This window comes from Rhodococcus sp. Leaf278, from assembly GCF_001426085.1.
GTDB lineage: Bacteria > Actinomycetota > Actinomycetes > Mycobacteriales > Mycobacteriaceae > Rhodococcoides.
This window is the reverse complement of the sequence record NZ_LMRR01000001.1, coordinates 418,585-443,584: the sequence shown is the minus strand read 5'-3', so window position 1 is coordinate 443,584 and position 25,000 is coordinate 418,585. Positions and strand designations below refer to the sequence as shown.

At 64.9% G+C, this 25,000-nt stretch carries 26 protein-coding genes; 8 read left to right on the top strand and 18 right to left on the bottom strand.

What is annotated here, in order from left to right:
* Positions 1–21 precede the first annotated feature (21 nt).
* Positions 22–723, top strand: a complete 702-nt coding sequence (locus ASG84_RS02185; RefSeq protein WP_057475363.1) for an SDR family oxidoreductase — start codon at positions 22–24, stop codon at positions 721–723.
* A gap of 7 nt (positions 724–730) precedes the next feature.
* Here the strand turns inward: ASG84_RS02185 and ASG84_RS02180 are convergent, their stop codons facing one another.
* The 5 genes from ASG84_RS02180 to ASG84_RS02160 all read right to left on the bottom strand — a co-directional run bounded on the left by ASG84_RS02180 (position 731) and on the right by ASG84_RS02160 (position 5,382).
* On the bottom strand, positions 731–1,216 hold the full coding sequence (locus ASG84_RS02180) for a CoA-binding protein (RefSeq protein ID WP_057475362.1): 486 nt from the start codon (positions 1,214–1,216) through the stop codon (positions 731–733).
* A complete protein-coding gene (locus ASG84_RS02175; RefSeq protein WP_057475361.1) occupies positions 1,213–2,511 on the bottom strand; it encodes an O-acetylhomoserine aminocarboxypropyltransferase/cysteine synthase family protein in 1,299 nt (432 codons plus the stop codon). Before ASG84_RS02175 ends, ASG84_RS02180 begins: the two co-directional genes overlap by 4 nt.
* 4 nt (positions 2,512–2,515) lie before the next feature.
* The gene (locus ASG84_RS02170; protein WP_057475529.1) at positions 2,516–3,028 is read right to left on the bottom strand and encodes an OsmC family protein; all 513 of its coding nucleotides are present in this window, start codon (positions 3,026–3,028) and stop codon (positions 2,516–2,518) included.
* 191 nt (positions 3,029–3,219) lie between these two features.
* Positions 3,220–3,882 carry an SDR family NAD(P)-dependent oxidoreductase gene (locus ASG84_RS02165; protein ID WP_057475360.1) on the bottom strand — a complete coding sequence of 221 codons (663 nt, stop codon included), beginning with the start codon at positions 3,880–3,882 and terminating at the stop codon, positions 3,220–3,222.
* An 84-nt stretch (positions 3,883–3,966) separates the two neighbouring features.
* On the bottom strand, positions 3,967–5,382 hold the full coding sequence (locus ASG84_RS02160; protein ID WP_057475359.1) for an acyl-CoA synthetase: 1,416 nt from the start codon (positions 5,380–5,382) through the stop codon (positions 3,967–3,969).
* Between the two features lie 2 nt (positions 5,383–5,384).
* Here ASG84_RS02160 and ASG84_RS02155 point away from each other — a divergent pair, with 2 nt between their 5' ends.
* Entirely contained in the window at positions 5,385–5,807 is a 423-nt protein-coding gene (locus ASG84_RS02155) for a hypothetical protein (protein ID WP_057475358.1), read from the top strand.
* 11 nt (positions 5,808–5,818) lie between these two features.
* On the opposite strand, the gene ASG84_RS02150 is transcribed toward ASG84_RS02155, so the two are convergent.
* The 5 genes from ASG84_RS02150 to ASG84_RS02130 all read right to left on the bottom strand — a co-directional run bounded on the left by ASG84_RS02150 (position 5,819) and on the right by ASG84_RS02130 (position 11,449).
* On the bottom strand, positions 5,819–6,436 hold the full coding sequence (locus ASG84_RS02150) for a LysE family translocator (protein ID WP_057475357.1): 618 nt from the start codon (positions 6,434–6,436) through the stop codon (positions 5,819–5,821).
* Positions 6,437–6,561: 125 nt separating this feature from the next.
* Positions 6,562–7,665, bottom strand: a complete 1,104-nt coding sequence (dapC, locus tag ASG84_RS02145; protein WP_057475356.1) for a succinyldiaminopimelate transaminase — start codon at positions 7,663–7,665, stop codon at positions 6,562–6,564.
* 4 nt (positions 7,666–7,669) lie between these two features.
* Positions 7,670–7,993, bottom strand: coding sequence for a ferredoxin (fdxA, locus tag ASG84_RS02140; protein ID WP_008714223.1), 324 nt, complete (start codon positions 7,991–7,993; stop codon positions 7,670–7,672).
* A 114-nt stretch (positions 7,994–8,107) separates the two neighbouring features.
* Positions 8,108–8,869 (bottom strand): hypothetical protein, encoded by a 762-nt coding sequence (locus tag ASG84_RS02135; protein WP_057475355.1) that lies wholly within the window; start codon positions 8,867–8,869, stop codon positions 8,108–8,110.
* A gap of 39 nt (positions 8,870–8,908) precedes the next feature.
* Positions 8,909–11,449, bottom strand: coding sequence for a bifunctional FO biosynthesis protein CofGH (locus tag ASG84_RS02130; protein ID WP_156399345.1), 2,541 nt, complete (start codon positions 11,447–11,449; stop codon positions 8,909–8,911).
* A 177-nt stretch (positions 11,450–11,626) separates the two neighbouring features.
* Between ASG84_RS02130 and ASG84_RS02125 the strand changes: the two genes are divergently transcribed.
* The 3 genes from ASG84_RS02125 to ASG84_RS02115 all read left to right on the top strand — a co-directional run bounded on the left by ASG84_RS02125 (position 11,627) and on the right by ASG84_RS02115 (position 14,317).
* Complete coding sequence (locus ASG84_RS02125; RefSeq protein ID WP_057475527.1) at positions 11,627–12,106, top strand: PH domain-containing protein; 480 nt, start codon at positions 11,627–11,629, stop codon at positions 12,104–12,106.
* A gap of 62 nt (positions 12,107–12,168) precedes the next feature.
* Positions 12,169–13,617 carry a PH domain-containing protein gene (locus ASG84_RS02120; RefSeq protein ID WP_235581505.1) on the top strand — a complete coding sequence of 483 codons (1,449 nt, stop codon included), beginning with the start codon at positions 12,169–12,171 and terminating at the stop codon, positions 13,615–13,617.
* Position 13,618: 1 nt separating this feature from the next.
* Positions 13,619–14,317 (top strand): uracil-DNA glycosylase, encoded by a 699-nt coding sequence (locus ASG84_RS02115; RefSeq protein WP_057475353.1) that lies wholly within the window; start codon positions 13,619–13,621, stop codon positions 14,315–14,317.
* On the opposite strand, the gene ASG84_RS02110 is transcribed toward ASG84_RS02115, so the two are convergent.
* The 6 genes from ASG84_RS02110 to ASG84_RS02090 form a co-directional block, all read right to left on the bottom strand.
* On the bottom strand, positions 14,244–14,696 hold the full coding sequence (locus tag ASG84_RS02110; protein ID WP_057475352.1) for a hypothetical protein: 453 nt from the start codon (positions 14,694–14,696) through the stop codon (positions 14,244–14,246). The genes ASG84_RS02115 and ASG84_RS02110 overlap by 74 nt on opposite strands.
* 66 nt (positions 14,697–14,762) lie before the next feature.
* Positions 14,763–14,921, bottom strand: coding sequence for a hypothetical protein (locus ASG84_RS27870; protein ID WP_008714214.1), 159 nt, complete (start codon positions 14,919–14,921; stop codon positions 14,763–14,765).
* Positions 14,922–14,964: 43 nt separating this feature from the next.
* Entirely contained in the window at positions 14,965–15,873 is a 909-nt protein-coding gene (mshB, locus tag ASG84_RS02105; protein WP_057475526.1) for an N-acetyl-1-D-myo-inositol-2-amino-2-deoxy-alpha-D-glucopyranoside deacetylase, read from the bottom strand.
* Between the two features lie 76 nt (positions 15,874–15,949).
* Complete coding sequence (locus ASG84_RS02100; protein WP_057475351.1) at positions 15,950–17,749, bottom strand: ABC transporter family substrate-binding protein; 1,800 nt, start codon at positions 17,747–17,749, stop codon at positions 15,950–15,952.
* A gap of 103 nt (positions 17,750–17,852) precedes the next feature.
* Entirely contained in the window at positions 17,853–19,790 is a 1,938-nt protein-coding gene (gene typA, locus ASG84_RS02095; protein ID WP_057475350.1) for a translational GTPase TypA, read from the bottom strand.
* A gap of 317 nt (positions 19,791–20,107) precedes the next feature.
* The gene (locus ASG84_RS02090; RefSeq protein WP_057475349.1) at positions 20,108–20,533 is read right to left on the bottom strand and encodes a (deoxy)nucleoside triphosphate pyrophosphohydrolase; all 426 of its coding nucleotides are present in this window, start codon (positions 20,531–20,533) and stop codon (positions 20,108–20,110) included.
* 14 nt (positions 20,534–20,547) lie between these two features.
* Between ASG84_RS02090 and ASG84_RS02085 the strand changes: the two genes are divergently transcribed.
* Entirely contained in the window at positions 20,548–20,832 is a 285-nt protein-coding gene (locus tag ASG84_RS02085) for a 4a-hydroxytetrahydrobiopterin dehydratase (RefSeq protein WP_057475348.1), read from the top strand.
* A 1-nt stretch (position 20,833) separates the two neighbouring features.
* Here ASG84_RS02085 and ASG84_RS02080 read toward each other — a convergent pair whose 3' ends face one another.
* Positions 20,834–22,051, bottom strand: a complete 1,218-nt coding sequence (locus tag ASG84_RS02080; protein ID WP_235581504.1) for a mannosyltransferase — start codon at positions 22,049–22,051, stop codon at positions 20,834–20,836.
* Between the two features lie 277 nt (positions 22,052–22,328).
* Here ASG84_RS02080 and ASG84_RS02075 point away from each other — a divergent pair, with 277 nt between their 5' ends.
* Positions 22,329–23,189, top strand: a complete 861-nt coding sequence (locus ASG84_RS02075; protein WP_057475525.1) for an Rv1157c family protein — start codon at positions 22,329–22,331, stop codon at positions 23,187–23,189.
* 155 nt (positions 23,190–23,344) lie between these two features.
* Here ASG84_RS02075 and ASG84_RS02070 read toward each other — a convergent pair whose 3' ends face one another.
* Positions 23,345–24,094: a DUF1906 domain-containing protein gene (locus ASG84_RS02070; protein ID WP_057475346.1), complete on the bottom strand. Its 750-nt coding sequence runs from the start codon at positions 24,092–24,094 to the stop codon at positions 23,345–23,347.
* A 227-nt stretch (positions 24,095–24,321) separates the two neighbouring features.
* On the opposite strand from ASG84_RS02070, the gene ASG84_RS02065 reads away from it, so the two are divergent.
* Positions 24,322–24,900, top strand: coding sequence for a TerD family protein (locus ASG84_RS02065; RefSeq protein WP_057475524.1), 579 nt, complete (start codon positions 24,322–24,324; stop codon positions 24,898–24,900).
* Positions 24,901–25,000 lie beyond the last annotated feature (100 nt).

Genomic DNA, 25,000 nt, shown 5'->3' with positions numbered 1-25,000 from the left:
AACCGAGCGCATTGTGTTGACATGACAACACACACCGCTCTCGTCACGGGCGCCAACCGAGGCATCGGCCTTGCCATCGTCCGCGGCCTCGCCGCCCATGGCTTTGTCGTCTATTTGGGCTCGCGAGATCTCGCCGGGGGCGTCGCAGCGGCCACCGGGATCGACGGAGACATCCGCCCCATTCGGCTCGATGTCACCTCGGCCGACGACATCGACGAGGCCGTCCGACACATCGACACCGAAGTGGGCCACCTCGACGCGCTGATCAACAACGCCGGCGTCAACGTCGGGTATCACCGCCCTGCCGAGGAAAATTCGTCGGATCTGCGAAAGGTTTATGGCGTCAACGTCTTTGCCGTCGTCGATGTGACAAACGCATTCCTACCGTTATTGAGAAAGTCCCCGGCAGGTCGGATCGTCAACGTCACCAGCAAGCGCGGTTCCATCGGCGAGGACGGCGCATGGGTGGGCACGCCGTCGATGGCGTATTCGAGCTCGAAGACCGCTCTGAACGCCCTCACCGTTCATTACGCCCGAGACCTTGCCGATACCCCGATCAAGGTCAACGGAGCAGCCCCCGGGCACGTCGCCACCGACTTCAATGGATTCCGCGGAACACGATCGCCGGACGAGGGTGCAGCCGTTGCGATTCGGCTCGCCACCCTCGACGCCGACGGACCCACCGGACTGATATTCGAGGACGACACCGTCCTGGCATGGTGAGGCGCGCCTACCCGCGTGTACGACGCGAATCGATCACTCCCGTATCGAATCCGGCCAGATGCAATCCACCGTGGAATCGTGCGTGCTCGATCTTGAGACAGCGATCCATGACGACGTTCAATCCGGCTGCTTCGGCGTCGTGGGCCACCTGCTCGTGCCACAGTCCCAGCTGCAGCCAGATCGTCTTCGCCTGCACAGCAATGGTTTCGGTGAGCACCTCGGGAAGGTCGTCGTACTTACGAAAGACGTCGACCAGATCCGGGGGCTTCGGCAGGTCTGCGAGCGTCGGATAGACCGTCGTCCCCTCGATCTCGGTGACCGTCGGATTGACGAGAAAGATCTCGTAGTTGCTGGTCGACGACAGATACCGGTTGACGAAATAGGATGCCCGCGAGGGGTTCTTGGACGCACCGACGATTGCGACGGTCTTGGTTTCCCGCAGAATGCGCTGACGCTCTTGGGCGGATGGGCCTTGCCAGGTGCGTCCACTCACGAGCGTGCCTTTCCGGTTGCCAGCGTCAGGGCCTGATCCAGATCCCAGAGAATATCGTCGACGTCTTCGAGCCCGACGCTGATGCGGATCAACTCCGGGCCGACTCCTGCTCCGCGGAGTTGATCGTCGCTCAACTGCCGGTGGGTGGTGCTTGCCGGATGAATCACGAGGGTGCGCACGTCGCCGATGTTGGCGACATGGCTTGCGACACGAACACTTTCGACGAACGCCTGCCCGGCGTCGCGACCCCCGTCGATTCCGAACGCGAACACCGCACCCGGTCCGGCGGGCAGATATTTCTCGGACCGTTCGTGATGCGGGTGACTGTGCAGCCCAGCCCATCTCACGTAGTCGATCCGCGGATCCTGTTCGAGCCATTCGGCGACTGTCCGGGCATTGGCGACGTGAGCGTCCATTCGCTGCGGCAACGTCTCGACACCCTGGATCAGGGTGAACGCCGACTGTGGTGCCAACGCACCACCGATATCGCGTAGTTGCTCGCTGCGCAGCTTGGTCAGAAAGCCGTACTCGCCGAAGTTGCCCCACCACGACAGGCCACCGTACGAGGCCACAGGCTCGGTCATCTGCGGGAATTTGCCTGAGCCCCAGTCGAATCGACCGGATTCGACCACCACGCCACCCAGCGTCGAACCGTGCCCGCCGAGAAACTTCGTCGCCGAGTGGATCACGATGTCGGCCCCGAACTCGATGGGCCGGCTCAGCCACGGGGTCGCCATCGTCGCGTCGATCACCAGCGGGATTCCGTGCTCGTGGGCGACGGCGGCAAGGCCCTCGAGGTCGGCGATCTCCCCCGACGGGTTGCCGATGATCTCGGCGTAGACGAGTTTCGTCGAATCGGTGATCGCAGCAGCGTAATCCGCCGGATCGGTACCCGGAACGAACGTGGTCTCGACACCGAAACGACGGAGCGTGACGTCGAGCTGGGTCACCGTGCCGCCGTAAAGCCCGGCCGCTGCGACGATATGGTCGCCGCTGCCCGCGAGCGCGGCGAACACCGCGAACTCGGCCGCCAATCCACTGGCGAAGGCGACCGCTCCGATGCCGCCTTCGAGACTCGCGATGCGCTCCTCGAAGGCGGCGACGGTCGGGTTACCGATACGGCTGTAGACGTTGCCGTACTTCTGCAGAGCGAACAGATCGCCTGCGTCCGAGGAATTCTCGAACACGTAGCTCGCCGTTTGATAGATCGGCACAGCACGCGAACCGGTGGAAGGGTCGGGCCTCGCTCCGGCGTGAATTGCTCTGGTACGCAGGCCGAAAGTCCGTTCGCTCATAACCTCACGCCGTTTCGAGAACGGTGCGAATCGGGGTGGGGTTGCGCGTCAGATCCAGCACGGGGCAGTGATCATCGGCGGCCTTCTGCAGTTCCTCGTACCGTTCTCGGCTCTCGGGTCCGGTGATCGTCACGACCACCCGCACCTCGCCGAATCCGGGGCGCACGTTCTCGTCGAAACCGAAGAATCCACGTACGTCGAGGTCACCCTCGGCCTTGGCCTTGATGTCGTCGACGACGATCCCGAGCTTCTCGGCCCACACGCGGTAGGTGACCACCTGGCAGGACAGCAGTGACGCCAGGTAGTACTCGACTGGATTGGCGGCCTTGTTCTCTCCGCCGAGGGCCGGTGGCTCGTCGACCTCGACACTGAACTTGCCGAGTGTGATGGTGCTGGCGACGGCGTCGTGTGCGGTGGCAGAACCACGAAAGACGACCTGGGCGTTCTTCGCGTCGGCCTGCACGGCGTCATCGGTGGCAGCAATGACGCCGCCGAGATGGGACACAGATGTGGTCATGAATGATCCTGTTCGCTGGAAAATGGTTGCCGGAACGACCCGAGAAGCAGTGCATGCTCGTCGAGGATGGGTTCGATCGACAATCACGAACAGGAGGAGGTGCACACCAGACACAAGTCGATTGTGCGACGACGAACGAGCCTTCTGGCTGCGTCGGTCACATGCGTGTCGGTCACGTTTTCGACAATAGCCTAAGAGAACTGGTCCGCGCCGACGTCGGTCTCGTCGTCGGCGATGGCCGCGACGATGCGCGCTGCCACCGAATCCGCGGTCAACCCCTGTGGCAGTTTCGGTGCCTGCCCGGCGATCGGCCGAGTGGCCAAGCCGGTCTCGGTGTGCGGTGGCCGCACATCGACAATCCTGATCTTCGACTTACGGGCTTCTGTACGAACACTTTTCAGCAATGCACTGGCCGCCGCCTTGCTCGCCGAGTAAGCGCCCATGTTCGGCATCGGCTTGTCGGCCACCACCGCACTGATGTTGAGGACGAATCCGCCTTGATCCAGCGTGTTCAGCGCTGCTCTCATGACCCGCAGCGGCGCGAGGTAGTTGAGCAGCAGCAACTCGTCGACGGTGTCGTCGTCCACCTCGCTGACCGCACCGAACGCCACCACGCCTGCGGCGATCACGATTCCGTCCAGACCACCGTGGTGTTCGACGGCCTCCGCGATCACCGAGCGAGCCGAATCCGGCAGCGTCAGATCGGCATTGACCGCATGATGCTCCGAGGACTCGAGACTGCGACCGCTGACGGTCAGCCGGGCGCCGGCTTCGGCGAGCTGGTCGACTATCGGGGAACCCAGCCCACCACTGGCACCGAAAACGAGAATGCGTGCGCCGTCGAGTGTCGTCATACTTTCGAGGTTAACGGCCACCTCACAACCCCGCTGACGCTGACGTATATTGGGTCGTTCCGCAGGCTCCACTCCCGCTGACGACTACGACAACAGCTTCTTCTGGACCTTTCCCATGGCATTGCGCGGCAGCGAGTCGACGACGCGAATCTCGCGCGGCCGCTTGTGAATCGACAGCTCGGTGGCCACCAGATCGATGAGCACCCGATCCTCGATCTCGGTGCCCACGACGAAGGCCACGATGCGCTGGCCCAGGTCGTCGTCCGGCAGCCCGACGACAGCGACCTCGTTCACGCTCGGGTGCCCCAACAGCACCGTCTCGATCTCCCCCGCGCCGACGCGATAGCCGCCGGTTTTGATCAGGTCCGTCGACGCTCGCCCGACGATGCGATGAAAGCCGTCCGGCTCGATGAGGGCGACATCGCCGGTATCGAACCAGCCGTCCTCGGTGAAGGTCGCGGCCGTCGCCTCGGGGTTGTTCAGATAGCCGTCGAACAGCATGGGGCAACGGATCTGGAGTGCACCGATCGATTCACCATCGTGGGGCACGTCTTCGCCCTGCTCGCCGCGCAGTCGCGTTTCGACGCCTGCGACCGGTAGTCCAACCGATCCCGGTCGACGCTCACCGTCTGCTCGGGTGCTGACGGTGATGAGGGTTTCGCTCATGCCGTACCGCTCGACCGGGGCCTGGCCGGTGAGCTCGCGCAGCTTCTCGAACACCGGTACCGGAAGCGGCGCGCTGCCGGAGACCAGTAATCGGGCGTCGGCCAGGGCGCGAGCAGAGTCCTCGTCGGCGGCGATGCGCGACCACACGGTCGGCACCCCGAAGTACAGAGAACCGCGAGCTGCCGCATAGAGCTCCGGCGTCGGCTTACCGGTGTGAATCAGTGGGCTGCCCACCCGAAGCGGGCCGAGCATACCGAGGATCAATCCGTGCACGTGGAACAGCGGAAGACCATGCACCAGAGTGTCTTTCCACGTCCAGCTCCACGCTTCGGCCAACGCGTCGAGCCCGGCCTCGATGGCACCGCGGGAGATCAGGACGCCCTTGGGCGGGCCGGTGGTACCAGAGGTGTAGAGCACGAACGCAACGGAAGACGGTTGCGGTTCGGCGTAGCTGTGCCACGAACGTGCGTGCTGACGCACCGGTAGAACCTCGAGCCCGGCGGTATCGGGCGGAGCCTCGCCGAGCCACGCCTGCGCACCCGAGTCCCGGAGGATGTGCTCGCGTTCGGCGGCTCCCGCATCCGGCGGGACCGGGACCACGGTGACGCCGGCGATCAGGGCACCGACGACCGCGAGCACAGTCTTGACCGACGGTGTTGCGTGGATCGCGAGCCGGTCTGCCCGCGCGATGCGTTCGGCAACCGAGGTCGCCGCGCCCAGGATGTCCGCGCGAGACAGCGAGACTCCGTCGATGGTGATGGCGTCGGGAATATCGTCTCCCCGCGCAACGGCGAGTGGGTTCAGTGAACGAAGCAGCACATGGCTACCGTACATACATGGACGTGGACGGAATCGACACCGGCGACTACGCCGAGTACATGACGGTCGCCGCCGGTGACCTGCAGGCGGGCGTCTATCTGATCGGAACCGACGCCGAGCAGGACACCGATTCCGAGGACGATCTCGACCTGGATCTCGATGACGAGGATTCGGACGACGACGCCATCGACGTCGCGCATGTCACCGACGGCGCGCCGAGGCTCGTCTACTCGGTGCAGTCGGACGACTTCTGGACGCGAGTGGAACTGGCCGATCTGCGAGCCACTCAGCTCTACGAGGAAGCCCACGCACGCAATCCCGAGGTCAACACCGAGCCGAAACGCTTCACCACCGTCGAGGCGTTCGGCAGCAACGAGCTGGTCTACATCCTGCGCATCCGCCGCGGCGGCTGGGACGTGGGCGAGCCCGACCTCGACTGACGGACGTTCTACTAGGCGGAGGACGCGACGGTTCCGATTCCGAGGGCGACCAGGAATCCGGCGCTGATGCGGTCCAACCAGTCGGTCACCGCAGGTTTGCGCAGCAACGCGACCGCACGTGAGGCGACGACGGAGAACACCCCCATCACCAGGGCGGCCACGACCACCTCGACCAGGCCGAGCGTCATGGCACCGGTGAACGTGACCACGGTGAGGAACTGCGGCACCACGGCCAAGTAGAACAGTCCCACCTTGGGATTGAGCGCGCACGAGAGAACCCCGGCACCGAACGCCGACCATGCCGGCGCAGCAACCGGCACCAGCGGCTCACCGGCAACCTTGTTCTTTCGGCGAGACCGGAACGCCTTCACACCCAGGTACAGCAGATACAGTCCGCCGAGGATCTTGACGACTCGATATGCCGTCGCCGACTGCTCGACGATCGCCGCCAGACCGACGGCTACCAGCACGGCCCAGAACAGTCCGCCGATCGCGACGCCCATCGCCGCCGCGATCCCGGGCTTGAGGCCGCCGATGCTGTACCGCAGCACCAGGAACGAGTCGGGCCCGGGCAGGATCGCCAGCAGAAAACACACACCGGCGAAGCTGAGCAGCAGGGTGAGGGTCATGGGTACATGAGAACACTCGGTCCGAGCTGGGTCCAACTCACTTTTCTGTCCACAATTCACGTCGGCAGGCGGGATCCCGTTCGCCAAACCGAATTGTGGACACTCAGCACACCAGAGAAACCCGACTACCCGCGCAGGCGAATAGCTGCAGCCTCGATGCGCTCGTCCGTGGCCGTCAGTGCGATGCGCACGTGCTGTCCACCGTGCGGGCCGTAGAACTCTCCCGGAGCGGCGAGGATGCCACGTTCGGCGAGCCAGTCGACGGTGTCGCGACACGGTTCGCCCCGCGTGGCCCAGAGGTAGAGCCCGGCCTCGGAGTGGTCGACGGTGAATCCGGCTTCCTCGACGGCCGCCTTCAAGATCGTCCGGCGGGCGCGGTATCGCTCGCGTTGAATGTTCTCGTGCTCGTCGTCGGCCAGAGCCGCAGTCATGGCGGCCTGGATCGGCAGCGGCACCATCATGCCGGCGTGCTTGCGTACCTCGAGCAGCTCCGCCACGAGGGACGCGTCGCCGGTGACGAAGCCCGCGCGATAACTCGCCAGGTTCGAGGTCTTCGAGAGTGAATGCACGGCAAGGAGATTGGTGTGATCACCGCCGCACACCCGGGGATCCAACACCGACACGGCCTCGGCATCCCAGGTCAGACCCAGGTAACACTCGTCGGAGACGACAATGGCGTCGCGCTCTCGCGCCCAGTCGACGACCTTGCGCAGGTGGTCGACACCGAGCACCTTGCCCGTCGGATTGGACGGTGAGTTGACGAAGACGAGCGACGCCCGCTCGGGGCCGAGCCGCGCGAGACCGTCGGCGCGCAGAATACGAGAAGCGGCGAGCAGAGCACCCACTTCGTATGTGGGATATGCCAATTCGGGGATGACAACCAGGTCATCGGTCCCCAGACCCAACAGACTCGGCAGCCAGGCGATCATTTCCTTGGTGCCGATGGCCGGCAGCACCGCGTCGGTCGAGATACCGGTGATCGAGTAGCGGCGCTCCAGCGCCGCCACCGCGGCCTCCCGCAGCGCGACGGTGCCGATGGTCGTCGGGTATCCGGGTTCGCCGGCAACCGAATTCAGAGCAACCCGAATCACCTCGGCGACCGGGTCGACGGGCGTCCCGACCGACAGATTGACGATGCCGTCCGGGTGCGCCGACGCCTTCTCCTTGGCAGCGGTCAACGAGTCCCAGGGAAAATCGGGCAGCGCCGCTGCCACCGCTCTACGTGCCAAGGCGTCAGTTCTCGCCCATGGGAGGCAGAGCCTTGATGAACGGCGGGTCGTAGTCCGTCTTGCCGAGCTTGGCTGCGCCGCCGGGAGATCCCAGGTCGTCGAAGAAGTCGACATTGGCACCGACGTACGCGCTCCACTGCTCGGGAACGTCGTCCTCGTAGAAAATGGCCTCGACGGGGCACACGGGCTCGCAGGCCCCGCAGTCGACGCATTCGTCGGGGTGGATGTACAGCATTCGGTTACCCTCGTAGATGCAATCCACCGGGCACTCTTCGATGCACGCTTTGTCCAGTACATCTACGCACGGTTCTGCAATCGAGTAGGTCACTGCTGCTCTCCCCTCCTGTATCGATCGTGGGCGCTCACGCGCCCTGAGCATCCTAGTATCGCGGTCCGAACATGGGGCAAACCGACCAGGGTGGCCTCACCTGCCCCAGCTCGGCTATCGCCGCAGTTGCTTCGCGGTCGTGTCGGCACCGAGGGCCGAGGCCTTCTGATGTACTGCCAGCCACTTCCGGCCCTGCTTGGCGGCGCGCGAGAGTGCGCCCCGCTCACCGAGATATCCGGCGACGCCACCGACGAGCGGAATGGCTCCGAGTACTCGGTAGAACCCGCGCGGATGCGGACGCTTCTCCAGCTCTCCGGTGACGTCGCGCAGCACGTTGGCGATCTGCCACATTCCGCGCAGCAGTGCGAACGGACCGGATTTCGGCGACTCTTCCTTCTTCTCGACGGGGGCGCTGTCCGCCAAGGACGTCAGATCTCGCTTGCACAGCACCGAGCCGAGCAACGCCACATGTGTCTCGCGGTCGGTCACCCCGGATTCACGGGCCACCGCGACGAGCACCATCGCCTGGTTGGCGAACCCGAGCAGATCCTGGATCGGCAGACGGTTGACCAGGATGCCGAACACACCGGGGAACGCGACGGCAACGGTGTTGAGAGCGCCGATGCGATTGACCCACCACTGCGAGCGAGCACCACTGTCGAGCTTCTCCCAGCCTGCGGTGCCTGGGAAGTCGGTGGTGTCGAATGCCTTGGCAAGAAAATCGATGACGTTGTCGAGGGTCGAATCGTCCGCAGAGGACTCGCGGAACGTCCGACCCTTCAGTCCGATCGGATCGCGTGTGGCCAGGATGTCGAGCACGGGATGGATGATGGCAACGGCACTGCTCAGCACCGCGGCGACTCGACGGTCGTCCATGTCAGACAAGCTCCAATTCGTAAAAATCAAGACCCAGGGTCAGATCAGGCCGGCGACCGACACCTCCGGTGCCGGGCCGTACGTGGTGGTGCGCTGACGAACCGGTCGTCCGATGCCGTCGGCGATCTCGTGCAGTTCCGCGACGGTCTTTTCCGAACCGTTCTGCGAACCTGCCATCCGCGAGATCGTTTCTTCCATCAGGGTCCCGCCCAGATCGTTCGCGCCTCCGTTCAGCATCGCCTGTGTACCCGTGATTCCCAATTTCACCCATGACGTCTGAATATTGTCGATACGGCCGTGCAGCATGATCCTGCCCAGAGCGTGCACCGCCCGGTTGTCCCGGTTGGTCGGACCGGGCCGCGACGCACCGGCCAGGTACAACGGCGAAGACTGATGCACGAACGGCAGCGGCACGAACTCGGTGAATCCGCCGGTCTTGTCCTGGATCTTCTTGAGGACGTTCAGGTGGCCGACCCAGTGCGACGGATTGTCGACGTGGCCGTACATCATCGTCGAGCTCGACCGCAGCCCCACCTCGTGCGCCGTGGTGATCACCTCGATCCACTCGGCAGCGGGGAGCTTGCCCTTGGTCAGCACCCAGCGAACCTCGTCATCGAGGATTTCCGCGGCAGTACCGGGAATCGAGTCCAAGCCGGCGGCCCGTAGCTCGGTGAGCCATTCGCGGATCGACTGACCACCGCGCGAGGCACCGTTGACGATCTCCATCGGCGAGAACGCATGCACGTGCATCGACGGCACCTTGGCCTTCACCGCCCGCACCAGATCGGCATAGCCGGTCACCGGCAGCTCCGGGTCGATCCCGCCCTGCATGCACACCTCGGTGGCTCCCACGACATGCGCTTCCCATGCCCGATCCGCCACCTCGGCGGTGGACAGCGTGAACGCATCCGCGTCGCCCTTGCGCTGAGCGAACGCGCAGAAGCGGCACCCGGTGTAGCAGATGTTGGTGAAGTTGATGTTCCGGTTCACCACGTAGGTGACAGTGTCTCCGTTGACCTGTTTGCGCAGATCGTCGGCGAGCGCGGCGACGGCGTCCATGCCCGGGCCCTCGGCCGTCGCCAGCGCGAGGTACTGCTCGTCGGACAAACCGGCCGGGTCTTTCTCCGCTGCCGTCAACGCCGACACCAGGTCGCGGTCCACCCGCTCGAGCCCGGCGAGGTCACGTACCTGTTCGCGGATCGATTCCCAGTCGCCGAACGCATTCGCCAGATCCGAACGAGTCTCGGTGTTACGACCCTGAGTGTCGATCTCGGTGTTCAGATCCACCCGGCCCGAGGACTCCCATTCCTCGTCCGGCTCCTGCCACGGCAGACCGGTCGGGTTGACGCCCTCGCGCGCCATCCCGGTCTCCGGGTCGGCCACCGCCCGCACGTGCGCCGAGATCCGCGGATCGATCCACGGCGCACCGGCGAGCACGTACTGCGGCTGCGCGGCAGTACGTTCCACGAGCGTGTAACCGGCGGCCGCCGACAGCTCGGCGAGAGTGTCGAGGTTCGGCCACGGCCGCTCGGGATTGACGTGGTCGGGAGTCAGCGGCGAGACCCCGCCCCAATCGTCGACGCCTGCGCCCAGCAACGCGGCGGTCTCCTCCGCTGCGACGAGGTTCGGCGGGGCCTGGATGCGCATCGACGGACCGACCACCATGCGCGTCACCGCGATGGTTGCCAGGAATTCTTCGAGACCGGCGTCGGGCACGGACCGCATCGCGGTATCGGACTTGGCCAGGAAATTCTGCACGATGATCTCCTGAACATGCCCGAAAGACTTGTGCACCTTGCGAATTGCCATGATTGACTCGGCGCGGTCACGCAGCGTCTCGCCGATACCCACCAAAATGCCTGTCGTGAACGGGATATTGAGCCGGCCCGCATCGGTCAGCGTGCGCAGCCGAACCTCGGGATCCTTGTCGGGGCTGCCGTAGTGGGCTTGCCCCTTCTCCTCGAACAGCCGACGCGAGGTGGTCTCGAGCATCATACCCATCGACGGCGCCACCGGCTTGAGTCGCGAAAGTTCCTGCCACGACATCACTCCGGGGTTGAGGTGCGGCAGCAAACCGGTCTCCTCGAGCACTCGGATCGACATGGCCCGCACGTAGTCCAGGGTCGAGTCGTAACCGCGCGAATCGAGCCACGCCTTGGCCTCGGGCCACCGTTCCTCTGGCCGGTCACCGAGAGTGAACAGCGCCTCCTTGCAGCCCAAGGCCGCACCCTTGCGCGCGACGTCGATGATCTCGTCGGGATCCATGAACATCCCGTGCCCGGCGGCGTTGAGCTTGCCCGGCACCGTGACGAACGTGCAGTAGTGGCACTTGTCGCGGCACAACCGCGTGATGGGCACGAATACCTTGCGGGAGTACGACACCGTCTTCGGCCGGCCCGCAGATTCGAGCCCGGCATCGCGGACTCGGGAAGCCGACGCCATCAGGTCCGTCAGATCGTCACCGCGAGCGTGCAGCAGCACCGTGGCCTCGTCGACGTTGAGAGACACTCCGTCGCGGGCGCGACGCAACACTCGTCGCATCGCGGAGGGGGCAGGCACGGAGTCAGGTAGAGAAGTCACCCGTCGATCATGCGCCTTCCCGGTACGCCCGTGCCACTGCAGGGCCTTCGGGCTGCCGTCGTCGTGCGCGGTTTGCGTACGTGGAGCTACGCAAATCGCGCACGAGGGGCAGCGCCCGCTATCGCAGCAGGGTGGTGGATAGCAAAAGACACCTCTAGGTTTGTACCCGTGACAACGATGACCGATCCCCAGTGGCAACCGTCTCCACGTGCACGTCTTCTCTGGGCTCTGAGTGCCGGCCTGTTGTGGCTGCCGGTCTTCGTCGCCCAGATCGTCTGGGCCGTCGTCGACTCGCAGTGGACCTCGTGGCCGCACGTCGCCGTCCTGGTCGCATCGATAGTGCTGACGGCCCTACACATCGCGATCGTCCCGCAGTGGCGCTATCGCGTCCATCGTTGGGAGATCAGCGATACCGCCGTCTACACCCGCACCGGCTGGCTCAGTCAGGAACGACGCATCGCGCCCATCTCGCGCGTGCAGACAGTCGACACCGAACGAGGCCCACTCGATCGGCTGCTCGGATTGGCCACGGTCACCGTCACGACCGCATCGTCCGCCGGCGCGGTGAAGATCACGGCACTCGATCAGGACGTCGCGGACAAGACGGTCGCCCGACTGACCGATATTGCCGGCCGCACGGTCGGAGACGCAACGTGACCGATCAGGCGGAGCTCCTCGCGGTCGAGGAGGAGCAGCCGTGGTTGCGCCTGGACAAGCGAATGTTGTTGGTGCATCCGGTGAACGAGGGCATCAAGATTCTGCCGGTGTTGCTGATCTCGTTCTTCGTGGGCAGCCAGAGCGGTAACCACTACTGGAGTCTCGGCATCCTCGCGGTCGTCGTGGTGTTCGCAATTCTGCGATGGTTCACCACCAGTTACCGGATCGGTCCGGTACATGTGCAACTGCGCACCGGCGTGTTGCAGAAGAAGGTACTGTCCATCCCGCGCAACAGGATTCGTTCGGTCGACGTCGAAGCGAACGTGCTGCACCGGGTACTCGGGTTGTCGATCTTGCGGATCGGTACCGGTCAACAGGCGGGCAAGGGCGAGGCTTTCGAGCTCAACGCCCTCGACACCTCCCTGGTACCCGCACTGCGCGGCGATCTGCTCCAGCGAGTGTCGGGACAGACTCCGTCGGCCGACGGTATGCCCACTGCAGCAACGAATCCCGAGGTGGAGATTGCCCACTGGCAGTTCTCGTGGGTGCGCTTCGCCCCGTTCTCGATCACCGGCATCGTCACCATCGCCGCTGCCGTCGGCGTGCTGTTCCAGTACGGACTGGGGCAGACGCTGGCCGAGTCGTCGGTGGTCTCGAACAGTATCGACTCCGCCGAGCAATTCGGAATCGCCGTGTTCGTCGTCGTAGCCCTGGTCGCACTGCTCGTCGTATCCAGCATCTTCGCGTGCGTCCGCTACCTGTTGACCTACGGCAACCTCACCGTCACCGACCAAGGTCGCACCCTGCACGTCAGCCACGGACTGCTGCGTACCCGGCAGTCGACTCTCGACCGCAAGCGCTTACGGGGCACTTCCCTGTCTCAGCCGCTCCTGCTGCGTGCGGTCAGCGGTGCCCGTCTGGACGCCATCATGACCGGCGTCAGCGCCGAGAAGAAGGAATCGTCCCTGCTGCTCCCCCAGGCTCCGCAGGCCGAGGCGCTGCGCATGATGACCACGGTGCTCGGCGACGCCGGTCTGCACGGCAGTGCCGACCGGCCGCTGCTGCAGCACGGCCCCGCAGCGCGACGTCGCCGTTACACCCGGGCGGTTGTGCCGCTGCTGGTCATCGCCACCGGCCTGGGAGTTGCACAGTATTTCGGCGCGCCGATTCCGATCCTCGCGTGGATAGCCATCGGCGTGTTGTTCGTCGCGGCCTTCGGCCTGGCTCACGATCGCTACCGCGGCCTGGGACATGCCGTCCTGCCCGGCTGGCTCATCACTCAGCACGGCTCGCTGGACAGAACTCGGCACAGCCTCGAAGCCGCGGGCATCATCGGCTGGACGGTGCGGCAGACGTTCTTTCAGCGACGCGCCGGGGTCGCCACCATCGTGGCGGCTACTCCGGCAGGCGTCGGGCACTACGAAGTGATCGATATCCCGGTGGAGAACGCGTGGGCCATGATCGACGCCGTCACCCCGGGAGCCGGAGACATCTGGCTACAGCGGACCTGACATGGTGGCGCGCCCGCAGACCATCGCCGAGCTCGACACCGCGGTATCGAACTGTCGCGCCTGCCCACGGTTGGTGCAATGGCGCGAACAGGTCGCGGCCGAGAAGCGTGCGGCATTCTCGGACGAAACGTACTGGGGCAAGGCGGTTCCCGGCTTCGGACCGGCCGACGCGGCGATGCTGATCGTGGGGCTGGCTCCGGCGGCACACGGCGCGAACCGCACCGGCCGAATGTTCACCGGCGATCGAAGTGGTGACGTGCTGTACCGAGCCATGCATGCCGTCGGGCTGGCGAGCCGACCCATCGCGACCCATATCGGCGACGGGTTGACGCTCACCGGAGTTCGCATCACGGCCCCGGTGCATTGCGCGCCGCCGCAGAACAAACCGACTCCGGCCGAACGAGACAGGTGCACGCCCTGGTTGGACGACGAATTGCGGTTGCTGCGTCCGACATTGCGATCGGTGCTCGTTCTCGGTGCCTTCGGCTGGCAGTCCCTGCTTCCGATACTGGCCGCCAACGGATGGGAAATACCTAGGCCTGCACCGAAGTTCGGCCACGGCGTTCGACTCGACCTGGGATCGATCACCGTGTTCGCCAGCTACCACGTCAGCCAGCGAAACACTTTCACCGGACTGTTGACGCCGACGATGATCGAGGATGTCCTTCGGGATGCGGGTCGGCATGCACGCTTGCTGTGATCGCCTTCATCCGGAACATGAACAGCAGAACACCGGGCGGACCGGCCCCGGCAATGATGAGCAACATCGTGCGCCAATCGGCGAGCAGCAGAACATCGTTGCCCGGCCCGCCCAGCATGCAGAGCACCACTGCGACGAACCATCCGATCAGGGGTGACGCCACCCAGATCGACCGCTCGGCAACCTTACGCGCGGCCAGGATCAGCGCGACGTTGGCGATACCGCCGAGTAGTGCGCTGATGGGGAATTGCACCGAACCGAGGTAGGTCGGCAGAAAGAAGACCGACAGAATTCCGGAGAGAAAGCCGTCGAACACCAGTACTGCGACGGTTGCCCACGACACCAGGGCGACAGTATTGGATGCGGCCTTCGAGATCATGCGCCCAATACTGCCTTGACCCGGGTTGTTTCAGTGCATCGCATTCGAAAAACCGGGCACCGGCACTCAGGAAACCGGCGGATAGCCCAGCGAGGTCAGCAAGTTGCTTGCGCCCATGGCGATCTGACCCAGAACGTACTGGTACAGATCTGCCTGTGCGCCGAACTGCGGCTTGAGAGAATCGACGAACGCGACGATGGCGTCCTGCACTACCCAGTTGTACATGTGTGTTCCGCCCCTGCTGTGATGAGATCGACCTTGTGGTGATTCAGTGATGCGAGGCACAGCCTAGTACGCCGGCAAACAAGTCGGTCTCCCTGCCCGTCTCATCGGTGCCGAGAGTGCCCCGGACCAGCACATACTGCTCGTCCAGCAGAATCGGTTGGGCGATGTCGTTGGAGAGTGCGTATTCGCGTCCCGACGGGGCGACGGTGACCTGGGTGGCGTGTGCGCGCAAGGCATCGCGCTTGGCGTCGAGTACGCCGCGGATGTCGATGCTGGTGGTGATCGTGTCCTCGGGGACGCTGGGAAGCTCACCGTCGACGGGCATTCGCCATCCGACCGGAACGTCGTCGATTGCGGCAAGCCCCGACTGCAGTTGATCGTGGCCCGTCACGGTCCAGTAGAACTTCGACACCTCCCAGGGCGACCCGGCCCCGGGGTAGGAATCCGTCCCACAGACCTCGACGGCCTCGGTCACCAACGAATGCACCTGCTGATGATCGGGATGGCCGTAGCCGCCCTCGGGGTCGTAGCCGACGACGACCTGAGGCCGCAGCTCACGCATCACCGCCACGAGCGCTCCGAGAGCCTCGTCGCGGTCCGCGTTGACGAACGCGCGCGGCTTTCGGGCGGCAGAGGTCCCGGCCATCCCGGAATCTCGCCAGCGGCCGGCTCCGCCGAGAAAGCGCGGCGGATTGCAGCCCAGAGCCGCGAGTGCCCGATGCAATTCCAGGATCCGATAGCCGCCCAACTGATCGGCGCGATCGACGACCAGATCGGCCCACGTCTCGCCGATCACCTCACCCTCCTCGCCGAGCGAGCAGGTGAGCACCGTGACATCTGCCCCGGCGCGAACGTAGTGGGCAATGGTGCCGCCGGTGGTGATGGTCTCGTCGTCCGGATGCGCGTGCACGAGGAGCAACCGCTGCGGCTCGGTCATCGCCTGCTCGCTCATCGCCTGCTCCGTCATTCCGTCCGTCCTCGATCCTGTGCTCACGTCGTCGTTCCTGCGGTGTCGCCGCGGCGATCGGTCACGAGGGCGTCCGCATCCACTGCGCGGCGTCGGCGAAGATGCCGACCTCGACCGGGCCGGTCAAGGAGACACCGGTGATGCCGGGCACCGCGGCCACCACCGACGAGTCCTGCATGATCGGCAACGTCGATGCCAGCGACCACAGCTTGGGCTCGACGTCGTTTGCGGCCACGGATGGATCGAGACCGTTCACGAGAGCCCTGTCGATAGTGGGCTCGAGTTCGGGAACGCACAGGCCGGACAGATTCCGCGGGGCCGCCGAGCGGTCGCCGCTGTCTGCGGCGGGCTCCGGGACGCAGCCGAACCGTGATGCGAGCGCCGTTGCGGGGTCGACTCCTGCACTGTTCCAGCCCACCACCGCATCGACGGTTCCGTCGGTCAGCGCAGTCGAGTACAGCTCGTCGGCCGCCAGTGGGGTGACGGTCGCATCGACCCCTGCGCCGACGAGCTCGTCCGCCGCCGTCCCCGCGACCGCGAGAGCGATGTCGTCGTTCTCGACGGCACCGATCACGAACCGCAGCGCGGTACCGGTCGCGTCGGCGAGGCGGGTGGCACCCGGAACGGCTGTACTCGTGGTGGCCGCCTCGGCGGACGTAGGCGCGGTTGTCGTCGTCGGTGCAGCTGCAGTCGTCGGAGCGGTCGCATTCGGTGTCGATGTGACCATCGCGTCGGGCGTCGGAACGAAACCTGCGCGTTCCAGCAGATCGAGGGCCGCGGTTCTGCCGATGGGAGCGGGCGACGTTGCGGTGTAACCGGGGTCGGAGGGCGAGAGGAGCTGCGCTGCAGCACGGCGATCCGTCGCGCCGCCGCCGGCCCCGACCGTTGCGAGGAGGTTCGGATCCAGAAGGCCGAAAATCGCTTGGCGCACAATAGAATTCGACATGTTGGGCGCTCTACCGTTCACCGTCATCGACAGCACCCGAGATTGCCTGATCGTGTCGGTTCGGACGCCTGGAATTGCCGAGAGCTGTGCGCGCAAGGCCGCGTCACCACGAACCTGGGCGATCTGAGCGTCGGCCGATCGCAGAGAATCGGCCAGTTGCGCGGGGGTACCGCCCCGGCGGATGAGGATCTGATCGGGCGATGCGGGCTCGTCCCAGAAGCGGTCGTTGCGCTCGAGCAGAATCTCGTCACGCCCCTGGTCGACGGTCTTGATGTTGAACCGAGAGCCGGAGACCGGCACATTGTCGGTGAGTCCACCTTGGAACCCGCCGGGCGAGTCCTTGAGCAGGTGCGAGGGCACCAGGTCCGTGAACAGTCGCTGCCACGCCGGGTACGGCGATTCGAGAGTCACGTCGACGGTCTTGCCACCGCCCGAGGATGCGACGTCGCTGATCAGGGCGTAGCCGGCGGAATCGACCACACCGGGTTGGGTGATCATCTGCTGCCACAGGTAGCGGAAGTCCTCGGCGGCGATCGGTGCGCTGTCGGACCACTGCGCCTCGTTGCGCAGCTGGTAGCGAATGGTGAAGGGCGATTGTGAGGTCACTTCGGCCGAGATCATCAACGACAGGTCGGGCTCCCAGGTGGTCGATCCCGTGTCCGCGTTCCGCACGGGCCGAAACGGGCTGGGCAGCACGAGCGAACTCACCGCAGCAGTGGCGGGAGACTGGTCTGCCAGCAAGTGAGGGTTGAATCCGATTCCGACGTCGTCGATGGCGACGACGACGGGGTCGCCGGTCTTCGATGGCACGGTCGTCGTGGTGACCGGAGTTTCGACGCTCTCGATCGGCGGTGGCGGATCCGCGGTGCACGCAGTGAGTACCAGAGCGATGGCAGAAACCAGAACCGCCGGCATCAGCACGTTGCGCAACGAGGATCTCCTTCGTGATCGGCTACCGGTACAGGAAAAGCGACGCCCCACCACAGTGACACGTCGCTTCTCCTGCACGAGATGAGTCTTACAGAGCAGCCTTGTCGCGAGTCTTGCTGCGCGAACGCTCACGGGCGCGCTCGTTGGAATCGAGGTGGACCTTGCGGACGCGGACGACCTCGGGGGTCACCTCGACGCACTCGTCGCCTGCACAGAACTCCATGGCCATTTCCAGGTCCAGCTTCTTGGGCTTGGCCAGGGTCTCCATGACATCTGCCGAGGACTGACGCATGTTGGTCAGCTTCTTCTCGCGGGTGACGTTGATGTCGAGGTCTTCCTGACGCGGGTTGATGCCCACGACCATGCCCTCGTAGGTGTCTGCACCCGGCTCGACGAAGAACGTGCCGCGGTCGGCCAACTGGATCATCGCGAACGGGGTGACGGTGCCGTGACGGTCCGAGACGAGCGAACCGGTGTGGCGGGCGCGGATCTCGCCGGCCCACGGCGCGTACCCGTGGAAGACGGCGTTGGCGATGCCCGTACCGCGGGTGTCGGTGAGGAACTCGGTACGGAAGCCGATCAGGCCACGCGAGGGAACGATGAATTCCATGCGAACCCAGCCTGCGCCGTGGTTCGTCATCTGGACCATCTTGCCCTTACGTGCGGCGAGCAGCTGCGTCACGGCACCGAGGTACTCCTCCGGTGTATCGACCATGAGCTCTTCGAAGGGCTCGTGCAGCTTGCCGTCGACCGTCTGGGTGACCACCTGAGGCTTGCCGACGGTGAGCTCGAAGCCCTCACGACGCATCTGCTCGACGAGGATGGCGAGAGCGAGCTCACCACGACCCTGGACCTCCCAGGCATCGGGGCGACCGATGTCGAGGACCTTGAGCGAGACGTTGCCGATGAGCTCCTGATCGAGGCGGCTCTTGACCATGCGCGAGGTGAGCTTGTGGCCGCTGACGCGTCCGACGAGCGGGCTCGTGTTGGTTCCGATGGTGACCGAGATGGCGGGCTGGTCGACGGTGATGCGGGGCAGTGCGACCGGGTTCTCCAGGTCGGCGAGCGTGTCGCCGATCATGATGTCCGGGAAGCCCGCGACGGCGACGATGTCACCCGCGACACCCTTCTCGCCGGGGACGCGCTCGACGCCGATCGTGTTGAGCAGCTCGGTGATCTTGGCCTTCTGGACGACGGGCTCGCCGTCGACCTCACGCATCCAGCTCACGGTCTGGCCCTTGGAGAGCTGACCGTTGTGGATGCGGACCAGCGCGAGGCGGCCGAGGAATGCGGATGCGTCGAGGTTGGTGACGTGTGCCTGCAGCGGCGCGTCGACGTTGCCCTTGGGAGCCGGGACGTAGCTGAGCAGAACCTCGAACAGCTCGTCGAGGTTTTCGGCGTCGGGGGCGTGTCCGTTCTGGGGCTGGACCTTCGAGGCCTTGCCCTCACGACCGGACGCGTAGAGGACGGGGAGGTCGAGTGCGAGCTCGGCTGCCTCGGACGCTTCGTCGTCGAGATCGGACGCGAGATCGAGCAGCAGGTCGTGGCTCTCCGAGACGACCTCTTCGATACGCGCGTCGGGACGGTCGGTCTTGTTCACGACGAGGATCACCGGCAACGACGCGGCGAGCGCCTTGCGCAGCACGAATCGGGTCTGCGGCAGCGGGCCCTCGGATGCATCGACGAGAAGGACGACGCCGTCGACCATGGACAGGCCGCGCTCGACCTCTCCGCCGAAGTCGGCGTGGCCGGGGGTGTCGATCACGTTGATGACGGTGATGGTGCCGTCGGCATTGCGCTTGTGAACGGCCGTGTTCTTGGCCAGGATCGTGATGCCTTTTTCTTTTTCGAGGTCACCCGAGTCCATGACGCGGTCGATCGCTTCGGCACGTTCCTCGAACGCGCCGGACTGCCGAAGCATGGCGTCGACCAGGGTGGTCTTGCCATGGTCGACGTGTGCAACGATGGCGACGTTGCGGAAAGTAGTGGTGCTGTCGATGTTGTCTGCACTGCTTGGGGCGCTCACGCGAAAAATTCTCCTGGAGTCGAATGCGGGCTCTTGTTCGCTAGCGGGCTTATGTCGCTAGAGAAGCGCGCTGCACCGCGAGGTTCTCGCGACTGATCGAGTTTACCCGTACTTCTACCGTGCCCCGCGCCACCCTCAGGTCTGTGACCTGCGCCACCCATTAGTCTTGGTGCTCATGGGCAAGGTAAAGGCCGCAGATGTCTCGGGGATGAAGCCCAAGAAAAAATGCTGCCGCAAGAAGGTTCGGTGCGTTACATGCCCGGTCGTCATCATGCGAATGAAGAAGCTCGAATCGGCGGGCGCGACCAAGAAAGACCTCAAGAAAGGTCTGAAGACCGCTCGGGCGAAGTGAGCAGAATCTCCAGCAGCTCGGGCAACCAGAGCCGGTCGGCATCGACGAGGTCCATCGTCGGCAGCGTCTCGGCGTCCACCCACCTGAGAGCCGAATGTTCCAGCGCCGCAGGGGTTCCCGAGACCAGCGCCGCGCGGTAGGTACGAAGCACCAGTCCGCCGGGGAGATCGACATCGCCACTCAACGCCGCACCGACGGAGCACTCGATTCCCAGTTCCTCGCGAAGCTCACGCTCGAGCGCGGCGTCCTCGGACTCCCCCGGCTCCACCTTGCCGCCCGGAAGTTCCCAGCGGCCGGCCAACTCCGGCGGACGAGTTCGCTGCGCGAGCAGCAGACGGCCGTTCTCGATCAATGCGGCGGCGACAACCACTGCGGTGGGGGTTCCGGACATGCCACCATCTTTCTATGACCGAACTGCTGACCGAACGCGAGATCGAGGACGCCCGGCTCACCGACTGGACTGTGTCGGAGAAGTCACTGACCCGCACCGTGGAACTGACATCGTTTCCCGCCGCGATCGCGGTAGTGAACCACGTGGCCGACGCCGCGGAGGAAGCGGACCATCACCCCGACATCGACATCCGGTGGCGGACGCTCACGTTCACGCTCTCGACGCACTCTGCCGGCGGTCTCACGCAGAAGGATGTGGATCTGGCGCGTCGGATCGATGCACTGATCGCTTCACGCTGACTCACACGGTCGTTCCGCGGGCTCCACTCCTGGCCCGCCCCGCATAGACGACCCAACCGAGGAACAGGGCCGATCCGATCACGTCGACGGCACCGGCCCAGGCCTCGAGGCCGGGACGGGGAATGGTCCAGATCGATTCCTGGAAGAAGCTCAACAACCACGGCACCCCCACCGTGACCGTCACCAGCCAGTATCCCGCGACGAGCTTGGCGCCGACGACGTCACGCAGTGGTCCGTGCAGCAACCAGATCACCATCGGAATCACCCAGATCCAGTGGTGCGACCACGAGATGGGCGATACCAACAGGCCCAGTAGTTGCACGATGACCAGGGTGCCCAGGTAGTCGCGACGATCGAGCCCTCGCCATGCCAGCACCGCGAGGACCGTGCCGATCACCGCGGCAGCGATCCACAGCGGTCCCTGGCCGACGTCCTCGCCCACGATCCGGCTCAGGGCTCCGCGGAGAGACTGGTTCCAGACCGAGCCGACGGGGCCGATGCGGTCGGCATCGCCGAGCAACGTGGTGAAGTAGGTGGCGGCCTGATGCCCGAGCACCGCGTAACTCACCGCAACCGTCAGTGCGAAGGCCAACGCCGAGAATGCTGCGGCCTTCCACCGTCGCGTGGCCAGGAAGTACAGACCCGTGATGGCCGGGGTCAGCTTGATTCCCGCGGCGAAGCCGACAAGGCCGCCGGCGACCCACCATCGCGAGCTGCGCGCTGCGAGCAGTGCCAGCAGCACCAGGAAAACGTTGACCTGGCCGTAGTCGAGTGTCGTCCGTACTGGTTCGGACCACAGCCCCAGCGCGGTCCACAGCATCGCGATCCGCACCCACCGCGGTTCGGCGGCATGCTCGTCGCCCAGAACCATCGCCAGCGCCAGCCGCACCACCGCGAACAACGCGGCCATGGTCGCGGCCTGCCACACGATCCCGACCAGCGTGAAGGGCAGGTAGTGCAGCGGAAAGAAGACCAGGGCGGCGAACGGTGGGTACGTGAACGGAAGCGGGAAGTCCGGGGTCTGGACCGAATACGTGTAGTCGTACAGGTTGTCGCCCAGCAGCGCAGCGGAGCCCTCGACGTAGACGTGCAAATCGACGAGGTTCATGCCGTTCGGCGTCACGAAGGCCCAGACGAAGCGGCTGATCACCGATATCGCCAACAGAACGGGGGCCAGCCGAACGAGTCGGTTCACAGTGCGTGCGGTTCCGTTCGGTATAGATGCGATATATCGAGACCGAAGCTTATAGGGCGTCACAGACCTTCCCTAACCACATGGCCCAACGAGTAACATTTGCATCACCTTTAACACTGACAACTCCAGTAACAGGCTATTGTTTGGCCCTGCGGAGAATTCGCAGCGTGGACCACATAGACTGCCCTCACTCGGTTGCGACAGGGGAGGGTTCGACGTCAACAGCTGTACATCGGGGATCGCGCTACATAGAGTGACCCCTCGTGCACCGGCTGTCGCCGGTGCTCGCGTCATGATCAGAATGGGGATTATCACCGTGCTTCGTACTCGCGGAACGCGTCGTGTCGTGACGGCATTGGCCGTAGCAGCAGCCGCCGCACTCGTCGTACCGACCAGCGCATCCGCGCAGCCACTGGTGCCCATGGCACCTGCGGATCTACCCGCAGCACCGACCGATCCCGGCGCGCTGATCGCTCAGTTCTTCCCCGCACCGGGTGAACCGCTACCCAACCTTCGCGACGTGGAAGCACTTGCATCGTTCGCGCCTGCCATCGTCGGCGCCGCAGCCGGGCCTGCCGATGTCGGAGCCGCGCCTGCGGCCGATCTTCTGGGTCAGGCCCGCGCCCTGCTCGCGACGGCGCAGCTTCCGGAGCAGGTCAAGTCGTTGCTCGAATCTGTCATCACATTCCTCGACGGATCGGGTGGTGGCGGCCCCGAGCTGCCTGCCGATGGGCCGGTCATCGCCCAGTTCCTCTACCCCACCCTCGGTGCAGGATGCATCTCGGACACCGCTGATTCGGTCGGAACCGCACTCGCAGTACCGGGCCCGGCAACGCTGCCCCCTCCCGGTCCCGCCGCGGGCCAGGCAGGCTTCGTCTTCACCGCTCTGGGGACCGCTCCCATCGCCGCCGAGCAGACCGCTCCGCTCACTGTCACCTGGCTCAACATCGACAACCGTCGCTCGGGAACACAGGACCTGACCGGCGCAGCGATGATCAACACCGACGGCCCGGCCACCCTGTCTGCCATCGCCGACACCGGCCCAGGACGCGTGCTGTCGGTCATCTCCGGGTCGATCACCACTCAGTCGAAGGAAGACCCCGCGGCCGCTCCCCGCAGCTGCACGTTCCTGCCCACCATCGGAACGGTCTACGTTCCGTAGTTTCCGCGCACGACGCATTTCGCCCCCGGCTGTTCGTCAGCCGGGGGCGAAATTCTTTCGAAGATGTTCCGGGTGATCGACTTTCCAATAGTGGAATTCGACAAAGTCCGGACTTACCGATCGGGTTGTATGTCGGTAAATTACTTCGATGTAATTCAGGTGATATCGGCGGCGGATTTCGACCACTGCCCGTAATCGGCTCGAAGAATGTTGTTGATGTCCACTCTGACTCCGCCGACGGAATCCTTGTCGATTCGGATCTGATGAATGTGCGCCGCCGGGTGCACGAAGCCCTTCGGTGTTCCCCAATTGTGCTGCCAATACCACTGGCCGAGACCGGCCACGGAAGCCAATTCTATGGTGGGCGAATTGGCGTACAAGCCCGTGTTCTCCGATCCGATCACCGATTGCCAACCCAGGATGTACGGCGCGATCAGAGTCGCGAACTCGACGGCGGTGGGATTGTCGTCGATCGACACGTAGATCGGGCGGTCAGCAGGACCTCCGGCCGCCGTGTGAAGTTCGAGACCACGCTCGGCGTGCTTCACGCCCGCTGCGTACCCACCGCGCCAATCCGACGTCGTCCCTTTTCCGAACTGGTAGTTCGAGACCACCTCGAGCCCCTCGGCGGTGAGCGAGTCGGCCTCGGACCTCCGCATCGGCTTGCCGACCATCCATTTCGCGTCCGGTCGGCGATCCGAGACGTATCGCACGGCACCGCGGTGACCGGCCTGCTTGATCGCCGAGGCCGACGGCACCCCGCCCGAATAGTCGACGAGTGTCCCCAGTGCGGCGTCCGCGTGGGCGGTCGCCGTTCCCAGCGCAACCATTCCGACGGCGGCAGCGGACCCCGCGGCGGCGTATTTGAACAGTTCACGTCGCGAAACCTGCACAGAAATCTCCATTGTCGTTCGGTCGCCGCGGCGCGCCTACTCGCTGAACTGCACCACCACTGCTAACTTGTGATCTTTTGTCGTATCCCACCACAATCCCATGGGTACCGCCAGCCCCACTGCTCACACCTCGCACGCGTGCCTCGCGGCTCACACCGGCAACTCGGGCATCTCGCTCGTCGAGATGAATAGGGTGGGTAGGACGATGCACGGCCGAACACGCGAAGGAGTGGATGGACATGGGCGTAACTCTGGCCAAGGGTGGCAATGTCTCACTGACGAAGGAAGCACCGAACCTGACCGCCGTCTCCGTCGGGTTGGGCTGGGACGTCCGCGCGACCACCGGTGGCGACTTCGATCTGGATGCCAGCGCCATCGGCCTCGGCACCAGCAAAAAGGCGCTGAGCGACCTCTATTTCGTCTTCTACAACAACCTGCGCTCGCCCGACGGAGCCATCGAGCACACCGGCGACAACCGCACCGGCGAGGGAGAGGGTGACGACGAGAGCATCGATGTGGATCTGGCGGCACTGTCCCCCGAGGTCGACTCGATCGTCTTCCCCGTGTCCATTCACAACGCGGACGCCCTGGGGCAGAACTTCGGTCAGGTGGTCAACGCCTTCATCCGCGTTGTCGACAAGTCCGACGGACGCGAGCTCGCCCGCTTCGACCTCAGTGAGGATGCCTCCACCGAAACCGCCATGGTCTTCGGTGAGCTGTACCGCCGCGGTGCCGAATGGAAATTCCGCGCCATCGGCCAGGGTTACGCGTCGGGCCTGGAAGGAATCGTCCGGGACTTCGGCATCGACGTGGGCTGAACATCTTTCGCGAACCGTCCGGATTGAACCGTCTCGATTGGACAACGGATTCCGGCAGAACTTGTGACGTCGAGATGATGTGTGGTGGTATCAGCGCAAC

Excerpts from the sequence above, each read along its gene's own strand:
- ASG84_RS02185 (WP_057475363.1), top strand. The coding sequence starts at position 22 with ATGACAACACACACCGCTCTCGTCACGGGCGCCAACCGAGGCATCGGC.
- ASG84_RS02175 (WP_057475361.1), bottom strand. The coding sequence starts at position 2,511 with ATGAGCGAACGGACTTTCGGCCTGCGTACCAGAGCAATTCACGCCGGA.
- ASG84_RS02170 (WP_057475529.1), bottom strand. The coding sequence starts at position 3,028 with ATGACCACATCTGTGTCCCATCTCGGCGGCGTCATTGCTGCCACCGAT.
- ASG84_RS02165 (WP_057475360.1), bottom strand. The coding sequence starts at position 3,882 with ATGACGACACTCGACGGCGCACGCATTCTCGTTTTCGGTGCCAGTGGT.
- ASG84_RS02160 (WP_057475359.1), bottom strand. The coding sequence starts at position 5,382 with ATGTACGGTAGCCATGTGCTGCTTCGTTCACTGAACCCACTCGCCGTT.
- ASG84_RS02155 (WP_057475358.1), top strand. The coding sequence starts at position 5,385 with ATGGACGTGGACGGAATCGACACCGGCGACTACGCCGAGTACATGACG.
- ASG84_RS02150 (WP_057475357.1), bottom strand. The coding sequence starts at position 6,436 with ATGACCCTCACCCTGCTGCTCAGCTTCGCCGGTGTGTGTTTTCTGCTG.
- ASG84_RS02135 (WP_057475355.1), bottom strand. The coding sequence starts at position 8,869 with ATGGACGACCGTCGAGTCGCCGCGGTGCTGAGCAGTGCCGTTGCCATC.
- ASG84_RS02125 (WP_057475527.1), top strand. The coding sequence starts at position 11,627 with ATGACCGATCCCCAGTGGCAACCGTCTCCACGTGCACGTCTTCTCTGG.
- ASG84_RS02120 (WP_235581505.1), top strand. The coding sequence starts at position 12,169 with ATGTTGTTGGTGCATCCGGTGAACGAGGGCATCAAGATTCTGCCGGTG.
- ASG84_RS02115 (WP_057475353.1), top strand. The coding sequence starts at position 13,619 with ATGGTGGCGCGCCCGCAGACCATCGCCGAGCTCGACACCGCGGTATCG.
- ASG84_RS02110 (WP_057475352.1), bottom strand. The coding sequence starts at position 14,696 with ATGATCTCGAAGGCCGCATCCAATACTGTCGCCCTGGTGTCGTGGGCA.
- ASG84_RS27870 (WP_008714214.1), bottom strand. The coding sequence starts at position 14,921 with ATGTACAACTGGGTAGTGCAGGACGCCATCGTCGCGTTCGTCGATTCT.
- mshB (WP_057475526.1), bottom strand. The coding sequence starts at position 15,873 with ATGAGCGAGCAGGCGATGACCGAGCCGCAGCGGTTGCTCCTCGTGCAC.
- ASG84_RS02100 (WP_057475351.1), bottom strand. The coding sequence starts at position 17,749 with ATGCCGGCGGTTCTGGTTTCTGCCATCGCTCTGGTACTCACTGCGTGC.
- ASG84_RS02090 (WP_057475349.1), bottom strand. The coding sequence starts at position 20,533 with ATGTCCGGAACCCCCACCGCAGTGGTTGTCGCCGCCGCATTGATCGAG.
- ASG84_RS02085 (WP_057475348.1), top strand. The coding sequence starts at position 20,548 with ATGACCGAACTGCTGACCGAACGCGAGATCGAGGACGCCCGGCTCACC.
- ASG84_RS02075 (WP_057475525.1), top strand. The coding sequence starts at position 22,329 with ATGGGGATTATCACCGTGCTTCGTACTCGCGGAACGCGTCGTGTCGTG.
- ASG84_RS02070 (WP_057475346.1), bottom strand. The coding sequence starts at position 24,094 with ATGGAGATTTCTGTGCAGGTTTCGCGACGTGAACTGTTCAAATACGCC.
- ASG84_RS02065 (WP_057475524.1), top strand. The coding sequence starts at position 24,322 with ATGGGCGTAACTCTGGCCAAGGGTGGCAATGTCTCACTGACGAAGGAA.